This is a genomic window from Sphingomonas trueperi, from assembly GCF_011927635.1.
GTDB classification, from domain to species: Bacteria; Pseudomonadota; Alphaproteobacteria; order Sphingomonadales; family Sphingomonadaceae; genus Sphingomonas; species Sphingomonas trueperi.
Map to the genome: position 1 here is coordinate 92336 of NZ_JAATJB010000001.1, position 16475 is coordinate 108810.

The 16475-nt window shown below is 70.8% G+C and carries 12 protein-coding genes and 1 tRNA gene; 2 read left to right on the forward strand and 11 right to left on the reverse strand.

The annotated features are described in order from the left end of the window. Positions 1 to 5: 5 nt before the first annotated feature. From GGR89_RS00450 to GGR89_RS00490, 9 genes are all read right to left on the reverse strand, one after another. On the reverse strand, positions 6 to 749 hold the full coding sequence (locus tag GGR89_RS00450) for a PP2C family protein-serine/threonine phosphatase (RefSeq protein ID WP_125974665.1): 744 nt from the start codon (positions 747 to 749) through the stop codon (positions 6 to 8). Then, positions 746 to 1213 carry a type VI secretion system-associated protein TagF gene (tagF, locus tag GGR89_RS00455; RefSeq protein ID WP_125974667.1) on the reverse strand — a complete coding sequence of 156 codons (468 nt, stop codon included), beginning with the start codon at positions 1211 to 1213 and terminating at the stop codon, positions 746 to 748. The genes GGR89_RS00450 and tagF overlap by 4 nt, the downstream gene beginning before the upstream one ends. Then, complete coding sequence (gene tssM, locus GGR89_RS00460) at positions 1210 to 4590, reverse strand: type VI secretion system membrane subunit TssM (RefSeq protein WP_125974669.1); 3381 nt, start codon at positions 4588 to 4590, stop codon at positions 1210 to 1212. Before tssM ends, tagF begins: the two co-directional genes overlap by 4 nt. Positions 4591 to 4594: 4 nt before the next feature. After that, positions 4595 to 5911 (reverse strand): type IVB secretion system protein IcmH/DotU, encoded by a 1317-nt coding sequence (gene icmH / locus GGR89_RS00465; protein ID WP_241217885.1) that lies wholly within the window; start codon positions 5909 to 5911, stop codon positions 4595 to 4597. Next, positions 5908 to 7251 (reverse strand): type VI secretion system baseplate subunit TssK, encoded by a 1344-nt coding sequence (gene tssK / locus GGR89_RS00470; RefSeq protein WP_241217886.1) that lies wholly within the window; start codon positions 7249 to 7251, stop codon positions 5908 to 5910. Before tssK ends, icmH begins: the two co-directional genes overlap by 4 nt. 133 nt (positions 7252 to 7384) lie before the next feature. Then, positions 7385 to 9790, reverse strand: coding sequence for a DAHL domain-containing protein (locus GGR89_RS00475; protein ID WP_125974673.1), 2406 nt, complete (start codon positions 9788 to 9790; stop codon positions 7385 to 7387). Beyond that, positions 9787 to 10737 (reverse strand): cytochrome-c peroxidase, encoded by a 951-nt coding sequence (locus GGR89_RS00480; RefSeq protein ID WP_241217889.1) that lies wholly within the window; start codon positions 10735 to 10737, stop codon positions 9787 to 9789. The genes GGR89_RS00475 and GGR89_RS00480 overlap by 4 nt, the downstream gene beginning before the upstream one ends. Next, entirely contained in the window at positions 10734 to 11483 is a 750-nt protein-coding gene (locus GGR89_RS00485) for a response regulator (RefSeq protein WP_125974675.1), read from the reverse strand. Before GGR89_RS00485 ends, GGR89_RS00480 begins: the two co-directional genes overlap by 4 nt. 458 nt (positions 11484 to 11941) lie before the next feature. Further along, a tRNA-Ser gene (locus tag GGR89_RS00490) sits at positions 11942 to 12034 on the reverse strand. Between the two features lie 162 nt (positions 12035 to 12196). Between GGR89_RS00490 and GGR89_RS00495 the strand changes: the two genes are divergently transcribed. Then, a complete protein-coding gene (locus GGR89_RS00495; RefSeq protein WP_125974677.1) occupies positions 12197 to 12985 on the forward strand; it encodes a DUF1134 domain-containing protein in 789 nt (262 codons plus the stop codon). 43 nt (positions 12986 to 13028) lie between these two features. Here GGR89_RS00495 and GGR89_RS00500 read toward each other — a convergent pair whose 3' ends face one another. Then, positions 13029 to 14354, reverse strand: a complete 1326-nt coding sequence (locus GGR89_RS00500; protein WP_125974679.1) for a dihydroorotase — start codon at positions 14352 to 14354, stop codon at positions 13029 to 13031. A gap of 45 nt (positions 14355 to 14399) precedes the next feature. Here GGR89_RS00500 and ygfZ point away from each other — a divergent pair, with 45 nt between their 5' ends. Next, the gene (gene ygfZ, locus GGR89_RS00505) at positions 14400 to 15134 is read left to right on the forward strand and encodes a CAF17-like 4Fe-4S cluster assembly/insertion protein YgfZ (protein ID WP_125974681.1); all 735 of its coding nucleotides are present in this window, start codon (positions 14400 to 14402) and stop codon (positions 15132 to 15134) included. Between the two features lie 155 nt (positions 15135 to 15289). On the opposite strand, the gene GGR89_RS00510 is transcribed toward ygfZ, so the two are convergent. Further along, positions 15290 to 16426: an OmpA family protein gene (locus GGR89_RS00510; RefSeq protein WP_125974683.1), complete on the reverse strand. Its 1137-nt coding sequence runs from the start codon at positions 16424 to 16426 to the stop codon at positions 15290 to 15292. Between the last annotated feature and the right edge of the window lie 49 nt (positions 16427 to 16475).

Here is a 16475-nt window from a genome sequence, read left to right on the forward strand (position 1 = left end):
ACGCTCTAGCCGATCAGCGTGGTCGAATCGCAGCCGATCACGACCACGGTGACATTGTCCGGCGCCCCCCGTGCCAGCGCCAGCGCAACCAGCGCGTCGGCGGCGCGGCGCGGATGCTCGGTGCCGAGGATCTGCGCGATTTCGGCATCGCCGACGATCCGCGTCAGCCCGTCGCTGCACAGCAGGAACACGTCCCCCGCCAGCACCATTTCGTCGCGCATGTCGACGTTGAGCCGCGGCTCGACCCCGACGGCGCGCGCGAGGACATGCGCCATCGGATGCTGCTCCGCTTCCGCGCGCGTGAGGAGGCCGCGCGCGATCAGTTGCTCGACCTGCGAATGATCGGTGGTCAGCTGATCGAGCCCCCCCTCGCGCTGGCGATAGACGCGGCTGTCCCCCACCCACATCACCCGTGCCCGGCCTTCGCGGACGAGCAGCAGCGCGACGGTGGAGCCGATCTTCGCCCCGTCCGCGCCGGTGGCGGCATAGATGCGGGCGTTGACGGCGAGCAGCGCGGCGCGGGCGGCGGCGGCGGCTTCCTCGAAGGTCTCGGGCAACGGCGCGGCTTCGAGCGCCGCGGCGATCGTCGCCGAGGCCCATTGACCATGCGCATGCCCGCCCATGCCGTCGGCGACGAGCCACAGCCCGTCGCGCAGCCGCGCCGCCCAGCTATCCTCGTTCACCCGGCGCACGCAGCCGACATCGCTGCGCGCGCCCTGTTCGAAGCGAAGCCGCGTCGCGATCGTCATCGGCCGATCCAATCGTGCCGCCAGTCGGTCATCTCCGGCGCAGACGCGGCTGGACCGGCGACGCGCGCCGCGCAGGCCGGGAGGAACGCGTTGAGATCGAGCACCGGCGCGAAGGCAGCCTGGATCGCCTCGGCCATCGCCGCAGCCATGCCCGCCAGAAACAGCGGCGCCGGGGCACCCGTGCCCTTGCGTCCCAGCACGAGCGGGAAGCGGCGGCCATGGCTGTCGCACGCCGGTGCGATGCAGCCCGCCTGCCAGCTGCCGCCCGCCAGCAAGAGGCCGAAGTGCCACGGTGCGGTGGCGTCGAACGCCGCCTCGAAGTCCTCGCCGAGCCGGGCGGCACCATCGGCCATCACCGCGCAGCACCAGGCATCCCACTGCACGCGCTCGGCGGGCGGGAGGCCGCGGCTGGTGAACTCGGCGCGCGACGGCAGCTTGCCGAACAGGAAGGCTGCGCCGCTCATAGCCGCTCGGGGCACCGGAAGGCGAAGGGACCGCCGCGGCCGAAGGGGCTTTCGCTGCCCGGCAAGGCCATGGTCAGGCTGGCCGCCTGCGCGCCCTCGCCGAAGCCCAGCCGCAGCGTCGACGGCCCGGCATTCGCCACCCGCGCGCGGTCGATCAGGCGGAAAAGCGCCCAGCTGCCGCGCGTCTCGATGGTCGAGAGGACCCGCTGCTCGGCCGAAAGCTGCAGGCTCGCGCTCGGCAATGCGCTCGCCGACCACAGCACGGGCTTCGGATCGCGCGCGGCGGCATCGAAGCGATAGCTGGCGCCCCCGGCGGCGAACTGCACCGCGCGCACCTCGGGCCCGAGCTGCGCCAGAGCGACATTGACCGCGATGCCGCCGGCGAGCAGCGCGCGGATCGCGGCTGCCTTCTGGAACTGCGCGGCGCTGCTCGCGGCGAAGCTGGCGGCGACCGGATCACCCGCCTTCCACCGCCAGACCGGCCCGGACAGATCGAGCAAGGCCAGCAACCGCTGCTGCACGAACCGATCGAGCGTGCCACCCATGGCGAAGACCTGCTGCACCTCGGCCAGCGGGGCGTCGTCGGCGGCACCCGGCGCAAAGGGATAGCGGCCCCGCGTCGCCGCCAGGCAGGCGGGCAGCACGTCGCGGGCATATTCGGTGCCGAGCGCCGTCTGCGCCGACTTCGCCGCAGCACTCGCGCCGCTGCGGGTCGCCTGCCGCGCGAAGTCCTGGAGCTGCGGGGGCGCGGACGCGCCGCTGGTCGTCAGGTCGCCGAGCGCCACCGCCAGCTGCCCCTGCGCAGCGTCGCTGCCGAGCGAGGCACCCGCCACGCTCGCCGCCGATCGGGCGGACGCGGCCTTGCGCACGCCGTCGACCAGCGCATCCACCGGTGCGGGCCCCGAGCCGTCACCGGCATAGCGAGCGAGATCCGCGAAATGTGCGGTGATCGTGCCGCCGGCATCGCCCGCCTGTCCGCCCTCGCTGCCCAGCCGGGTGTTGCGGGCGACGTCCTGGAGCAGCACCTTGAGCGGCGAGGGCGTGCGGGTGAACGCGCCCAGCGCGGCCGGGCTGCCGAAATAGTCGGCCGGCTGCACTTGGCCGAGCAGCCCGTCCCAGGCGGCGATGAAGTCGCGCGCATAGGCGGCGGCCACCGCCGCCCGCAGCGCCGGCACTTGCTCGCGGATCGACTGGCGCGCGGCGTCCGGCCCCAGCACCCACAGGCTGTTGCCGAGCTCCGTCTGCACGTCGGCGAGCCCGGGGCGATAGGCCTTGGCATAGCCCTCGCGCGTGAAGAACCACGGCACCTGCGCGGCAAGCAGCGCATTGCCACCCCGGAACGCCTGCGCGTCGCCGCTGGCGAGCACGCCGCTCGGCTGCCAGTCGGGCCGACCGCTCGCCGCCGCGCGGGTGCGCAATTCGGCATAGGCGCGGTCGGCGAGCGAGAGCGTCTGCACCGCGGCGCGGGTCGAGGCGATCAGCGCGCCGTCGAGCGGCGCGCGCCGGTTCGGCCATACTCGACCAAGATTGGGATCGGCGAGCATCGCGTCGAGATGCTGCGCGAGATCGGCGCGGAGATCGGCGCGGTCGTCGCCGGCGAGCGGACCGGTGCGCCAGTCGGCGATCGCCCAGGCGCGCACCACCCGCGGGTCGAGCGGCCCCTGCCCGCCGAGCATCAGATATACCTTGAGCGGCTCGTAGAGCGCCGCCGGCGTCGCCGCATCGGCCCGCAGCACCTGCTCGAGCCGCAACAGCAGGCGCGGCAGCAGGATGCGCTGCAATGCTTCCAGATAGGCGCCGCGCGCGGTCGCCGCATGCCCCGACTGGAACAGCCCGAGCCGCATCCGCCACGCGGGCACCCCCTGCGCCTGGTCGGCGAACCCGCGCGGCAGCGTCCGCAGCCGATCGAGCAGCGGCAGCACCTGTTCGAGATCGGGGTCGCTGGCGCGAACCTCGACCAGGTCGGTGCCCGAGGCGCCGATCTGGCCGGAAATCGCCTGCGCCTGGGCGGCGAGATCGGCCTGCAGCGCCTTGTTGCGCGCGAAGCTTCCCGCCCAGAGCGTACTCATCGCGATAACCAGCAGCGCCATGCCGCCGATCGCCCCCGCCAGCAGCACGCGACGCCGCCGCTGCACGGCGGGCGCCGCACGCACCCTGCCGGCTTCGGGGATCACCACCTCGCTGAGCAGCCGGTTGAGGAAATAGGCGCGCCCCTGCCCCTCGCGCGCCGGCGGCTGCGGCGCGTCGTACACCGCTGCCATCGCGCTCAGCACCCGGTCGAGTGTCGCGCCTTCCTGCACGCCGCTGGCGAAGTAGAAGCCGCGAAAGTCGCGCGCGCCGTCGCCATCGGCGAGGAATGCCCCCTCGACGAGATAGACGAGCCGCTGGCGCAGCGACGCCACCTGTGCCGGAAAGGCAAGGATGCGGGCGCGGCGCGCGGCATCGGGTTCCTCGTGCAGCCGCCGCGGCAGCCGCTGCCACAGCGCCTGCACCACGCTATCGAACTCGGCCGCGACCTGGGCGCCATCGGCCACACTGCCGGGCCCGAGCGTGGCGCCGAGCACGGCGCGCCGCCCCTCGGCGCTGAGGTCGCCGAAAAAGTCGATGAAGCCCGCGAGCAGATCGGCCTTGGGCAGCAGCAGATAGACCGGCACCTCCACCTGCAGCGTGCGGCGCAGTTCCGCCAGCCGCTGGCGGATCGCCGCCGCATGTGTGTCCAACGTGGCGCGGTCGGCGCTGCTCAGCATGTCGGTAGCGAGCGCGACGATAATGCCGTTGATCGGCTGGAGCGGCCGGTGGCGGCGCAGCAGGTCGAGGAACCCGCGCCAGCCCGCGGCATCGGCGCCGGCATCGGCATCCTGTATGGTGTAGCGACCGGCGGTATCGACCAGCACCGCCTCGTCGGCGAACCAGAAATCGAGGTTGCGCGTGCCGCCCACGCCCTTCAGCGCGCGCTTGGCCCAGGGGAAGCGCAGCCCGGACTGGACCAGCGCCGTCGTCTTGCCCGCACCCGGCGGGCCGATGATCACGTACCAGGGCCGATCATAGAGATAGGCGCGCCGCGATCCCGACAGCGACTTCAGCTCGGCCAGCGCCTCGCGCATCCGCGCGGCGAGCGTGCGCGTTTCCTCGGCCCCGTCTTCCACGTCGGTCGCCGCCAGCCCTTCGGCCAGGCCATCGGCCGCGCGCTTGCCGCGCCACCGCCGCCACAGCACCGCGAGCCCGAAGCCGAGCGCTACCAGGCCGACCAGCGCAAGCCGGATCCAGGTCGCGCGGAACAGCGGGAACAGCGTCGGCAGTCCGAACAGCGCGATCAGCGCAAGGATCGCCGCCGCGGACGCGCTCACCGCCATCCAATTGCGCATCAGCTTCTGCATTCCGTTATCCGTTCCGCGCGATGACGATTTCGACGCGCCGGTTCTGCGCCTTGCCTTCGGGGATGGCGTTGGGCGCGATCGGCTGCGTCGCGCCGAAGCCCTGGGCCTGCACGCGTGCCGGATCGGCGAGCCGCGCGCGCAGGATCGCCGCGACCGTCTCCGCCCGCGCCTTCGACAGCGCAACATTGTCGGGGAAGGTCAGGCTCGCCACCGGATCGCTGTCGGCATGGCCCTCCACCCGCACCTGGCCCTTCTCGCCCACCACGGCCTCGGCGATCTTCTCGAACAGCGCCTGCCGCCCCGGGGCGAGCTGGTCCGAGCCCGAGCGGAACAGCGTGCCGACGGTAGTACGTACCCGTACGCTGTTGGGGTCCTGCTCGACCACGACCAGCTTCCGCGCGATCTCGTCGGCGAGGAAGCCCTGGAGCCGCTGCTGCTGCGCACCGATCGGGACCGCGACGGGTGCCGCCGCGCGCGAGAGGCGCAAGGGCTGCTCGGGGTTGAGCGCGAGCAGCGCGGTCATCGCCGGCTGGCCGGTCTGGATCAGCACCAGCCGGAAGGCCAGCACGACCAGCAGCAGCACGCCGAGCGCGACGCTCGCCGCCAGCCCGATCGGCGCCCAGAAGCCGACCCGCCCTCGCGCCATGGGGGAACCGCGCCAGTGCGGCACCAGTTCGGTTTCCGAAAGCCCGCGCGCGGCGGGGATTGCGGCATAGGCGCTCGCCAGGATCGCGGCGCGCTGCCCGCGCTCGTCCTGCGCCACCCGGTAGCGCCCCTCGAATCCTGCGGCGAGGCAGGCATGGTAGAGCTCGATCAGCTCGGCATGCGCCGCCGGCTGCGCCAGCATTTCGCGCAGCAAGGCCCAGAAGCGTTCGCCGCCGATATTCTCGCCGAAGCCGCGGACCACCATGCTGCGCCGCGCCCATTCGGCGCCGTCGGCGGCCTGGCCGGGCAGGTTCTGGGCGATGTCGTCGACCGTCGCATAGACGGCGTAACGCGCGCGGCGCTGCGTCTCGGCGTCATAGCCGCCCCCCACGATCGCCGCGTCGAAGCGCTGGGCGGCGGCCGACGCGCGGCGATGCAGCGAGGGCAGGTCGAGCGCGATGCGGCCCGAACGCGCCGACGCGATCAGCGCGAGCAGCGGCGCCGCGGCCTCGACGATCGGATTGTGCGCGCGTGCCGCGACGGGCGGATCGGGGAAATCTTCATCGGCGGGGGGCGGTGTGGCCCGCGTTTCCGCAAGTCGGGCGCGCGCCTGCTGGAGCGGCGTCGGCTGGAAGACGGTGTGGCCGTCGCTGCCCAGGGCATCGTCGTCGTTCACCGCGGCGCCTTCTTCACGCACCAGAGCTCGAGCCGCAGCTCGGGCCAGTCGCCGGCGACGTGCAGCCCCAGCGCGGGCGCGGCGGCGAGCGCGGGCCAATCGGGTGCCGAGCGGTCGAGCTCGAAATAGACATGCCCCGGCAGCGTGCGGATCTGCGGAGGCGGGGTCGGCGTGTGGCGCAGCGGGATGCCGGCCAGCGCCGAATCGACGATCTGCCGCATCTTCTGCACCGGCCCGATCTTGGCGACCGAGGGAAAGCGCGCGCGCAGATCCTCCAGCGACATGCGCGCCGAGGCGACCAGGTAGAAATAGCCGGTCTGGAACAATGCCGGATCGGTGATCCGCGCGGTATAGGCCCCCGGCCCCGCCTGGACGAGCGGCAGCTGGACCGCGGCGCGGTCATAGACCGCCGACAGCGCGGCCTGGATCGCCTCGACCACCGGCTCGAACGTCTCGCGCAGGCGGAGATGGTCATAGACCGGGAAAGGCGGCGGCTGGCGTTCGGGGCGGGTGAGCGTCGCCAGTTCGCCGGCCATGCCGAGCAGCGCCTCGTACAGCCGCTCGGGATGCACCATCGGCAGGCTCGCCAGATGCGCGAGCTGCGGGCGCCAGCGGTTGAGCGCCTGGAGCAGCAGGAAATTGGCAATGCTCTCCGCCCCCGCCTCGGCCGCCTCGACCGCGCGCAGGGCGAGTTCCTCCACCCGCTGGCCCGCACGGCCCAGGATGTCGGCGAGAAAGCCGGCGAGCCGCGGGCTCGCGCGCAGGTCGAGCGCGGGCGGGATGTGCCGCTCGTCGAACTGGATCGCGCCATTCCGCAGCTCGCGGACTCGCGCAAGTTCGAGCGTGACGCGGCCATAGGTCTGGTCGCGGGTGATGCCGAAGCGCAGATTGGGCCGTGCCATCTCGATCGGCTCGCTCGCGCGCTCTTCGGAAAACACGTCGGCGACGTCGCGCGTCTCGACCAGGAAGCGCGCGCCCTCGGCACCGGCTGCGTCCACGTCGCGGAACGCCACCGCGCCGGGCTGGTGCGCCGGCAGCGTCAGCTGGATGCCGGCGTCGCGCGCGTCGGCGGGAATGTCGATCGGCGGCGGCGGCGGCAGCGTGCCCGGAATGGCGAAGTGCAGCCCGTCGGGGAGCACGCCCGAGAGCTTCTCGATCGCGAACTTGCCGAGCGCGGCGAGATCCTGGTTGATCACCAGCTCGGTCACGCCCCAGCGATAGGGCCCGGCATGGCGGGCGGCGGCCGCGAGCTGCGCGTCGAGATGGCGCTCCAGCTGCTGGAAATGCTGCTGGCGCAGGAACAGCCCCTCGCGCCAGGCGACGCGCCCGTCAGCGGACACGATGCGCGCCTCCGCGGCGGCGGCAGAAATCCCCGGCTCGAAACACATCCACTCCCAACCACAGGCGGCGACCGTCGGGCCGGCTGTGCCCGAGCGACGGTTTCAGCCGCATGTCGGACCGGGTAGCTTGCGGTTACGACTGTAGTGTTGGCTCGACGGCCAGCGGGCGAAGCGCGGCAGCGAGCGCGACCGGATCGAGCGGCGCTGCGAGCGGCACCGGCGCGAATGCGCGTCCGCCTGCCGGCCGCATCAGGAGCAGCACGCCAGCTTGCGGCCCCGCCGGGCCCGTCGGCACGAAAGAGCGCGCCGCATCCGGCGCGTCGACCAGCAGCACCGCATCGGCACCCGCCGCGTCCGCCTGCGCACCGATGTCCGCGCGCGTCGGATCGACGCTCACCGGCTCGTAGCCGAGCTGCGCCACCAGATCCTCGACCGCCTCGCGTACCGCCTCGGGCGCGACCACCAGCACGCACTCGCCGTTTCCCGACGCCGGCGCCGCCGCCTGCTGCACCGGTACGAGCAGCCGTGCACGCATCGCCGGCAGCCAGATATGGAAGCTGCTGCCCTTGCCGGGTGCGCTGCGGACGTCGATCGTGCCGCCATGCGCCTGCACGATCTCCCAGGCAGTCGACAGGCCAAGCCCGGTGCCGCCCTGCCGTCCGGTGAAGAAAGGCTCGAAGAGCCGTGGCTGGGCGGCGGCGGCGATGCCGCATCCGCGATCCGCGATCGTCACCACGGCATAATCGCCCGCGTCCAGACTGGCATGGCTGAACGTGCGCGGCCTGCATTCGGCGCGAAAGGTGAGGGTAACGTCGACATGGGGATCCGCCGGCGTCGCGTGGAAGGCGTTGTTGCAGATGTTCATGAACACCTGCTGGAGCTGCGCGGCATTGCCCTGCACTGCGCGCGCCGCCGGCCAATCCTGCGCTACGAAGTGAATCGTCCCGCGCCCGGCCGCCCGGACGAGCCGCACCGTCTCCTCCACCAGCGCCTGCAGTGTCAGCGGCCTGTATTCGGCGTCGTGCCCCCGTCCGAAGGCGAGAATTTCATCGACCAGCTCGCGGGCGCGATCGACCGCCTGGCGGATTTCCGACAGGTCCTCCCGCACCACCTGGTTGCGACCGGCATGGATCTCGGCGATTTCGCTGAAGCCGCCGATGGCGCCGATGATGTTGTTGAAATTGTGCGCCACGCCGCTCGCCACCGCGCCGATCGCCTCCATCCGCCGCGCGCGGGCCAGGCGCAGCTCCAGCTGAAGGCGGGCGCGCTCCAGCCCGTCGCGGCGCAGCGCCTGCAGGATCGCCGCCTGCGCCATGCGCAGCCCGGCGATCACGTCGGAGCGACCGCGGTCGGTATCGTGGCGTTCGAAGCCCAGCAACGCCGGCACCGGGGTGCGGGCCCGGATCAGCAGGAGCGACGTCGTGCCGCGCGCCAGCAGCATCGCGCCGAGCGGCGTGTCCGCGCCGTGCGGCAGCGCGAGGTGGAGCACGTCGTCGTCCCAAAGCGGCGCGTCCTGCGCGGCCACCGCCACGCGTGCCGGCCAATGTTCGCTCAGCCGCCCATCGCTGCTCCAGATATAGGTGCGACCGGCCTGGTCGCCGTCCAGCACGAGATAGGCATCGGTGGCACCGGCATGTGCCGCGAGCCGCTGCAACGCGTCTTCGATCCGCTGCTCGAGCTGCTCCGACGAAACTTCGAGCAGCAGGCTCGCCACGGTGGCGCTCAGTCGCTCATTCTCGCGACGGCGTCGACGCTCCCGCACCTGCGCGCGAAGCGCGGCAAGGAGCGCGAGCCACAGGACCGCCGCCGCGACGCCCGCCGCGAGCAGCCCGAGAAAGGCGCGCTGGTGCCGCGCCTCGATCCGCCGCTGATGCTCCACGACCAGCCGCCGGACGGTCTCGATTTCGCCGTCGCGCCCGCCCTCGCGCACCGCATCGAGGATGGCGTCGACGCGCGGCAGCAGCGCGATCAGCAGGCGTCCGTGCGCGATCAGCTGGGCTTCGAGATCGCCTTGCCCGCCTGCCAGGTCCGCCAGCGCCGCCCGCGCCGCCGCCACGGCCGCCGGGCTGGTATCCAGCGTCAGTCGGAGAAAGCGTGCCGAGACGGTGCCGGCGCGGGGCGAATCCTGCAGCAGGTTGCACAGCGCCGTCACGCGCGCGAGCGAGTTCTGCAGCAACGCATTCTCGCTCTTGAATGCCTCGGCGAGCCCTTCGGCGTCGCGCATGTGGTCCCGCAGCCGCGAGATCGCGCGACGGAGCGGGACGTCGCCGCCGGCACGTTGGGCAAGCCGCTCGGTGCTTTCGTCGGCGCTCGCCAGATCCTGGTTGATCATGTCGTAGTTGCGCAGCAACCCTATCCGCGCGCTCAGCATGTCGCGCGTCAGCGAACGGTCGGCAAAGGCGTAGCGCTCGATCGCCCGGTTCGCTTCCACTGCCCAGCCGTCCCCCATCGTGCGCATCCGCGCCGCCGCGCCGAACAGCAACAGCGCCGCCAGCGCGGTCACCGCGGCGGCGGCGCGCAGTACGGCGATGGACCTCACCTGCGGCTGCCCGGCGCCGGCGGCCGAATGGGCCTGCCCTGATAGGTGCCGGTGAGCGTGCCGAGGAAGGCGACGATGTCGTCCACGTCCTGCGGCGACAGCGCGAGATCGAGCTGCGCCCGCCCCATCGCGCGGACCGCATGCCGTAGCGTGGGCGCGCTACCGTCGTGAAAATAGGGCGCTGTCGCCGCGACGTTGCGCAGGCTCGGCACGCGCACCAGCACCGGGTCTGCCGAACCGATCGGATGGAAGACGCCGTGGCGCTGCATCAGGTTGCCGCCGACATTGACGCCCTGATGGCAGGAGACGCACCCCAGCGCCTTGAAGCGGGCATAGCCGCGGCGCTCCTGCGCGGACAGCGCCCGGTCGTCCCCGGCCAGCCAGCGGTCGAATCGCGCGCCGGGCGTGACCAGGCTGCGCTGATACGCCGCAAGCGCATCGACCAGCGCAGCCTCGTCGATGTGTCGACCATAGACGGCGCGGAACCGCGCGACCATCGCCGGATCGCGCCGCAGCCGTGCTACGGCCACGCCATTCGCCGCGCCCATCAGCGCCGGATCGTCCAGCACCTGCGCGGTGAACCGCTCGAAGGTCTCGCGCCGCCCGCGCCAGTTGAAGCGATAGTTGAGCGCCGCGTTGAACACGGTGAGCGTGTTCATCCGCAAGGCGCCGCCATTCTGCGCGACGTCGAAATTGCGGTTGCTGGCGCCGTTGGTCCCCAGGTCATGACACGAATTGCAGCTCACCGTTTGCCGCTGCGACAGCCGCGGATCGCGGAACAACAGCGCGCCCAGCGCCAGCTTGGCCGGCGCGATCGCAGGCGCCGGCGGCAACGGCGTGATCGGCTCGTCTTGCACGACCCATTGTGCCGCCAGCGCCGCGCCAATGCCCAGCGTCGCGGCGCCGGCAAGGCCCGCGCATGTCCGTACGAGCAGCCCTCGCCTCACACCGTCCGCACGTCGACGTCGAAGACATACCCGACGCCGCGCTCGGTGCGGATCAGCCGGGGAGCGCTGGCGTCGCGCTCGAGCTTGCGCCGCAGGCGGAGGATCTGCACGTCGATGCTGCGGTCGTACACGTCCTCGTGCACGCGCGTCGCCTGGAGCAGCCGTTCGCGGGTGAGCGGCCGCCGGGGCGCTGCAACGAAGGCGCTGAGCAGCGCGAATTCACCCTTGGTGAGCGGCACCGTCTCCCCCTCCGGACTCTTGAGCCGGCGGTTGCGCTGGCTGAACACCCACCCGGCGAATTCGAAGCTCTGCTCCGTCTGGCGCACCGGGTGCAGGCGATCCATCGTCCGGCGGCGGAGCACCGAGCGGACCCGCGCGAGCATCTCGCGCATGCCGAACGGCTTGGTCAGATAGTCGTCGGCGCCGAGCTCGAGCCCGATCACACGGTCCACCTCGTCACGGCGATGGCCGGTGATCAGGATCACCGGCACGACGCTCTTGGCGCGCACTTCCCGGAGCAGGTCCAGGCCATCCTGATCGCCAAGGTTGATATCGAGCAGGATGACGTCGGGCTCACGCCCGGCGAGCGCGCGCACCACGCCCTCGCGTCCGGAAACCGCCGTCGCCTGCATGCTGTTCTCACCGAGATAGGAGACGAGCATGCGCTGCATCGCTGCGTCGTCGTCTACGACCAGGACGCGCGGGGTACCCGGGATGGCAGCCTCCGCGAACACCTCGACCTTCATCGTTGCGCGCCCACCATGTTCACCAGTCGCCCAGCAGCGACACATAGAAAATTGAGCTTCATACAAATACTCTACCAGGACAGGCACCGGCTCACCGGCGGCGTTTCGACACCGGCTGCCCATACCGCCTCCGTCCGAAACCATCGGACACCAGCACTCGTCTCGGAAATAGGGATCATCCGGACGCGTCGATAGCCGTCGAGCACCTTTCTTCACCAATCTTTACCAGCGCGGATGCGCAAGGACAGCAGCTTCCATTGAAGCTTTGGTTGCAACCGTAACGCGAAATTGCGCGGGCGCGCGGAGAGCGCAACATGGACGCGGGGATAGCTAGGCGCGGTATGCCGCGAAGGTGCCGGCCGACGGCTTAGGACGCCCCTAGGGCGCGGGCGGGCGGACGAACGGGGGGAAGCGGCGCTGCGGTGGCGACCTGGTCGCGATTTCCAGGTGAAACAGCCTGGCGGAGACGGAGGGATTCGAACCCTCGGTACGAGTAATCCCCGTACGGCGGTTTAGCAAACCGCTGGTTTCAGCCACTCACCCACGTCTCCGGATGCGCCGAGGTCGAGCCCTATAACGAGCCCTTCGCCCGCAATCAACGGGGATAACCACATGGACGCGAAATCGAGTGGATCGGGCGCCCATTCATTGCCGCGACAGCCGCGCGCCCCTAGGGTGCAGCCCGCAAAAGCAGCAGGGTTCGGGAAATTTTGATGATGCGATCGGGTTGGTTCACGCTTCTGGCAGTTGCCGTCACCGGGCTGGGCAGCGTGCCCGCGTCGGCCCAGATGACGACGATCGACCCCAATACCGCGATCGATTCGGACCTGAAGTCGCCGCCGTCGCAGCAGCAGCAACCGCCGCAGAGCGCGCCGCCGCCGACCCAGATGCAGGAATCCTATCCGCCGGCCGACACGGCGCCGCCGCCCGTGGATACCCCGCCGCCGCCAGCCCAGCCGGCGCCCGCCTCGCCCGCCGCTGCCGACCCGTCGGCGACGTCGGCCCGCCAGGCGGCGACCGACACGTTCGAGAAGGACGATCTGCTCGCCGCCGCCGAAGGCACGTTCGGCAAGGGTGCCTCGGGCCTCGCCAAGCTGCTCGAGGACATTCTCAAGGACCAGGGCAAGCCCAATGCCTATATCGCCGGCAGCGAGGCGTCGGGCGCGATCGGCGTCGGCCTGCGCTACGGCAAGGGGCAGATGTTTCACAAGGTGGAGGGCCAGCGCCCGATCTACTGGACCGGCCCGTCGATCGGCTTCGACCTGGGCGGGGACGCCAACAAGGTGTTCGTGCTGGTCTACAATCTCTACGACAGCCAGGAGATCTACAAGCGCTTCCCGCAGGGCGAAGGCCACGCCTATTTCGTCGGCGGCTTCTCGGCCTCGTATCTCCGCCGCGGCGATATCGTGCTGATCCCGGTGCGGCTGGGCGTAGGCTGGCGGCTGGGGGTCAACGCCGGCTATATGAAGTTCAGCGAAAAGCAGCGCTGGCTGCCCTTCTGATCGGGTGCCGGGCGGGGCCGCATCGGCAGCCCCGCCCCTGCCCTCAGCCGAATTCGACCGCCTCGAACTTCATCGGCTCCCCGATCGCCTGGTTGGCGAGCTGGCCTTCCCACATCACCCGGTTGCCGCGAATGATCGTGCCGACCGGCCGGCCGGTGAGTTCCATGCCGGTGAACGGCGACCAACCGCAGCGCGACGCCAGCCAGGCCTCGTCCACCGTCCAGCGCGCCTTGAGGTCGACCACGGTGAAGTCGGCGTCGTAGCCGGGCACGATCCGCCCCTTGCCAACCAGCCCGAAGATGCGCTGCGGTCCGGCGCTGGTCAGGTCGATCAGCCGCTGCAGCGTCAGCCGGCCTTCCGCCACATGGTTGAGCATCAGCGGCAGCAACGTCTGCACGCCCGGCATGCCGCTCGGGCTGTCGGGATAGGCCTTGGCCTTCTCCTCCAGCGTGTGCGGCGCATGGTCCGAGCCGAGCACGTCGGGCACGCCCTGGCGCAGCCAGTGCCAAAGCCCGTCGCGATGCGCGCCCGAGCGGATCGGCGGGTTCATCTGCGCAAAGGTGCCGATCGCCGGATAGGCCTCCTCGCCCGCCAGCGTCAGGTGCTGGGGGGTGACCTCGCAGGTCGCGATGTCCTTGTGTTGGCCGAGCAGTTCCAGCTCCGCCGGGGTCGTCACGTGCAGCACGTGGATCCGCCGCCGCGCCGCGCGCGCCAGCCGCAGGATGCGGCGGGTGGCGAGGATCGCGCTTTCGTCGTCCCGCCACACGGGATGGGACGCGGGATCGCCCGCCACCCGCTCACCGAGCCGGTCCTGCATGCGGAACTCGTCCTCGGCATGGATCGCCACGCGGCGATGTCCGGAAGCCAGCACCCGCGCCAGATTGGCATCGTCGGAGACCAGCAGGTCGCCGGTTGAGGCGCCCATGAAGATCTTCACGCCCGCCGTGCCCGGCAGGCGCTCCAGCTCCGCCAGATGCTCGGCATTGTGGTTGGTCGCGCCGACATAGAAGGCATGGTCGCACCACATGCGGTGGTGTGCGCGGCGGAGCTTGTCGGCCACTGCGTCGGCGCTGTCGGTATTGGGCTTGGTGTTGGGCATCTCGAACACCGCGGTCACCCCGCCGAGCACCGCCGAGCGGCTGCCGCTTTCCAGGTCTTCCTTATATTCGAGGCCGGGCTCGCGGAAATGGACCTGGCTGTCGATTACGCCAGGCAGCACGTCGAGCCCGGTGCAGTCGATCGTCTCGCCCGCATCGCCCACCTGGCCGATCGCGACGATCTTGCCGCCGGAGACGCCGACATCGACTGCCGCCGGTCCGCCCGGGAGATGCACGCGGCCGCCGCGCAGCTTGAGTTCGACATTCGCCATGGCTTGCCTCTTTCGTCAGCGTTTGCCGCGTCCTACCTGTTCGGCATGGACGATACCAGCACCTGGCTCGACGATCGCGCGCTGCTGCGCCTCTCCGGCGACGATGTTCGCGGCTTTCTGCAGGGGCTGCTGCCGCAGGACATGGCCAGCATCACGCCGCAGACGCCGCAATGGGCGGGGCTGCTCACCCCCCAGGGCAAGGCGCTGTTCGATTTCCTCCTCTGGGCGGACGGCGATGCGATCCTGATCGACTGCGAGGCGAGCGCCCGCGACGCCATCGCCCGCCGGCTGACCATGTACCGCCTGCGCCGCGCGATCACGATCGCGCCGATCGAGGGCGGCGTGCATTGGTCGCCATCGCCGCAGCCCGGTGCGGTTGCCGACCCGCGGCTGGCGGCGCTCGGCTATCGCTGGCTGGGCGACGTCGCGGGCGAAAGCGCGGCGCACGCCTGGCGGGCGCATCGCCTGTCGCTGGGGGTCACCGAAGGCATGGACGAACTGGGCAGCGACAAGACACTGTGGCTCGAATGCAATGCCGAGGAGCTGCACGGCGTCAGTTACACCAAGGGCTGCTATGTGGGCCAGGAGAACACCGCGCGGATGCACTATCGCGCCAAGGTCAACCGCCGGCTGGTCGTCGTCCCGCTCGGCGAACCGGGCGATCGCACCCGTGCCGCCTACCCGGCGCTCGGCAAGATGGTCGAACTGCGCCGCGTCGAAGCGCTGGGCGACGCACTGGTGCCCGATTGGCTCGCCACCGCGCTCGCGGCGGACGCCTGACCCGCATCGGAATGGAGGACAGGGTCTAGATTGCCGCACGCGCGCGGCACGGATCGCCGCGCCTGCCACACAGCCCCGGCAAATGCACAAAAAGAAAGGGAGACCGGTTGCCCGGTCTCCCCTCTTTGCGTCCATCCCTTGCGGGAAGGCGGCAATTACATGCCCGAACCCGGACCGTAGGTGATTTCCACGCGACGGTTCTGGAGTTCGCGAACGCCGTCGGCGGTCGGAACGCGCGGGTTGCTCTCGCCAAAGCCCTGCGCCGACATCGCGGCGTCGGGGATACCCTTGCCACCCATGTAGCTGCGAACCGTGTCGGCGCGACGCTGCGACAGACCAACGTTGTAGCTCGCCGAACCCGAACGGTCGGTGTAGCCGGCGATGACAACCTTGGTGTTGCTGCAATCGGCATAGTTGCTGATCGCATTGTCCAGGATGCTCGCTGCTTCCGGCGTGATGTCCGACTTGTTCCAGTCGAAGAACACGATGTACGGCCCAGGCGTGCAGACCTTGGCTTCCGGCGCCGGGGGCGGCGGGGGCGGCGGAGCCGGCTCGGCAACCGGCGGCGGCGGCGGCGGCGGCGGCGGAGCAACGGGCTCTTCCGGCGCACCGAAGTTGTAGGTCAGGCCGACCAGAAGGCTGTGCGAACGGAAGCGGCCCTTCCACTGGTTGCCGCCGATGTCGACCAGCTTGACGTCGGGCGCGTTGAAGAAGCGGTACTTCAGCGACACGTCGACATTCTTGTTGATCGGCGCGCGGACGCCGGCCAGCGCCTGCCATGCGAACACGGTGTCGGAATCGTCCAGCGTCGAGGAAACGCCCCGCAGGAACAGGTCGTTCTTCACGCGCGAGACACCCGCACCGCCGCCGACGAAGCCCTGCAGGCCGTTGTCGTCGCCGAAGTCGAGCAGGCCATTGACCATGAACGACAGCGCCGAGGTCTTGCTGCCGACCTGGCTGTACGAACCCGCCGGAAGCGTGGCTGCACCGGTCGTCAGGTTGATCGGCAGGCCGACCGACGAGCGAATCTCGCTGCCGGAAACACGGCGGTAGCTGACTTCGGCTTCCGCACGGAACGGACCGAAATCATAACCGATGTTACCGCCGACATCCCAGCCGGCATGGTTGTTGTTCTGCGTCACAGCATCCTGGCTGGCGCCGACGTCGAAGTGAATGTCCTCGACGAGCATCGCGCCGCCTTCAACACCCACATACCACGCGTCGTCGCGGGCAAAGGCGGGCGTGCTGAGCGCGGTCGTGGCGAGCGCCAAAGTGACGGCAAGCTTCCGCATCATAATCCCCTTTCATGGTCGTCCTTACGGACAGGCCAAACTCACTACT

Excerpts from the sequence above, each read along its gene's own strand:
- GGR89_RS00485 (WP_125974675.1), bottom strand. The coding sequence starts at position 11,483 with ATGAAGGTCGAGGTGTTCGCGGAGGCTGCCATCCCGGGTACCCCGCGC.
- GGR89_RS00500 (WP_125974679.1), bottom strand. The coding sequence starts at position 14,354 with ATGGCGAATGTCGAACTCAAGCTGCGCGGCGGCCGCGTGCATCTCCCG.
- tagF (WP_125974667.1), bottom strand. The coding sequence starts at position 1,213 with ATGAGCGGCGCAGCCTTCCTGTTCGGCAAGCTGCCGTCGCGCGCCGAG.
- GGR89_RS00450 (WP_125974665.1), bottom strand. The coding sequence starts at position 749 with ATGACGATCGCGACGCGGCTTCGCTTCGAACAGGGCGCGCGCAGCGAT.
- GGR89_RS00495 (WP_125974677.1), top strand. The coding sequence starts at position 12,197 with ATGATGCGATCGGGTTGGTTCACGCTTCTGGCAGTTGCCGTCACCGGG.
- ygfZ (WP_125974681.1), top strand. The coding sequence starts at position 14,400 with ATGGACGATACCAGCACCTGGCTCGACGATCGCGCGCTGCTGCGCCTC.
- GGR89_RS00510 (WP_125974683.1), bottom strand. The coding sequence starts at position 16,426 with ATGCGGAAGCTTGCCGTCACTTTGGCGCTCGCCACGACCGCGCTCAGC.
- tssM (WP_125974669.1), bottom strand. The coding sequence starts at position 4,590 with ATGCAGAAGCTGATGCGCAATTGGATGGCGGTGAGCGCGTCCGCGGCG.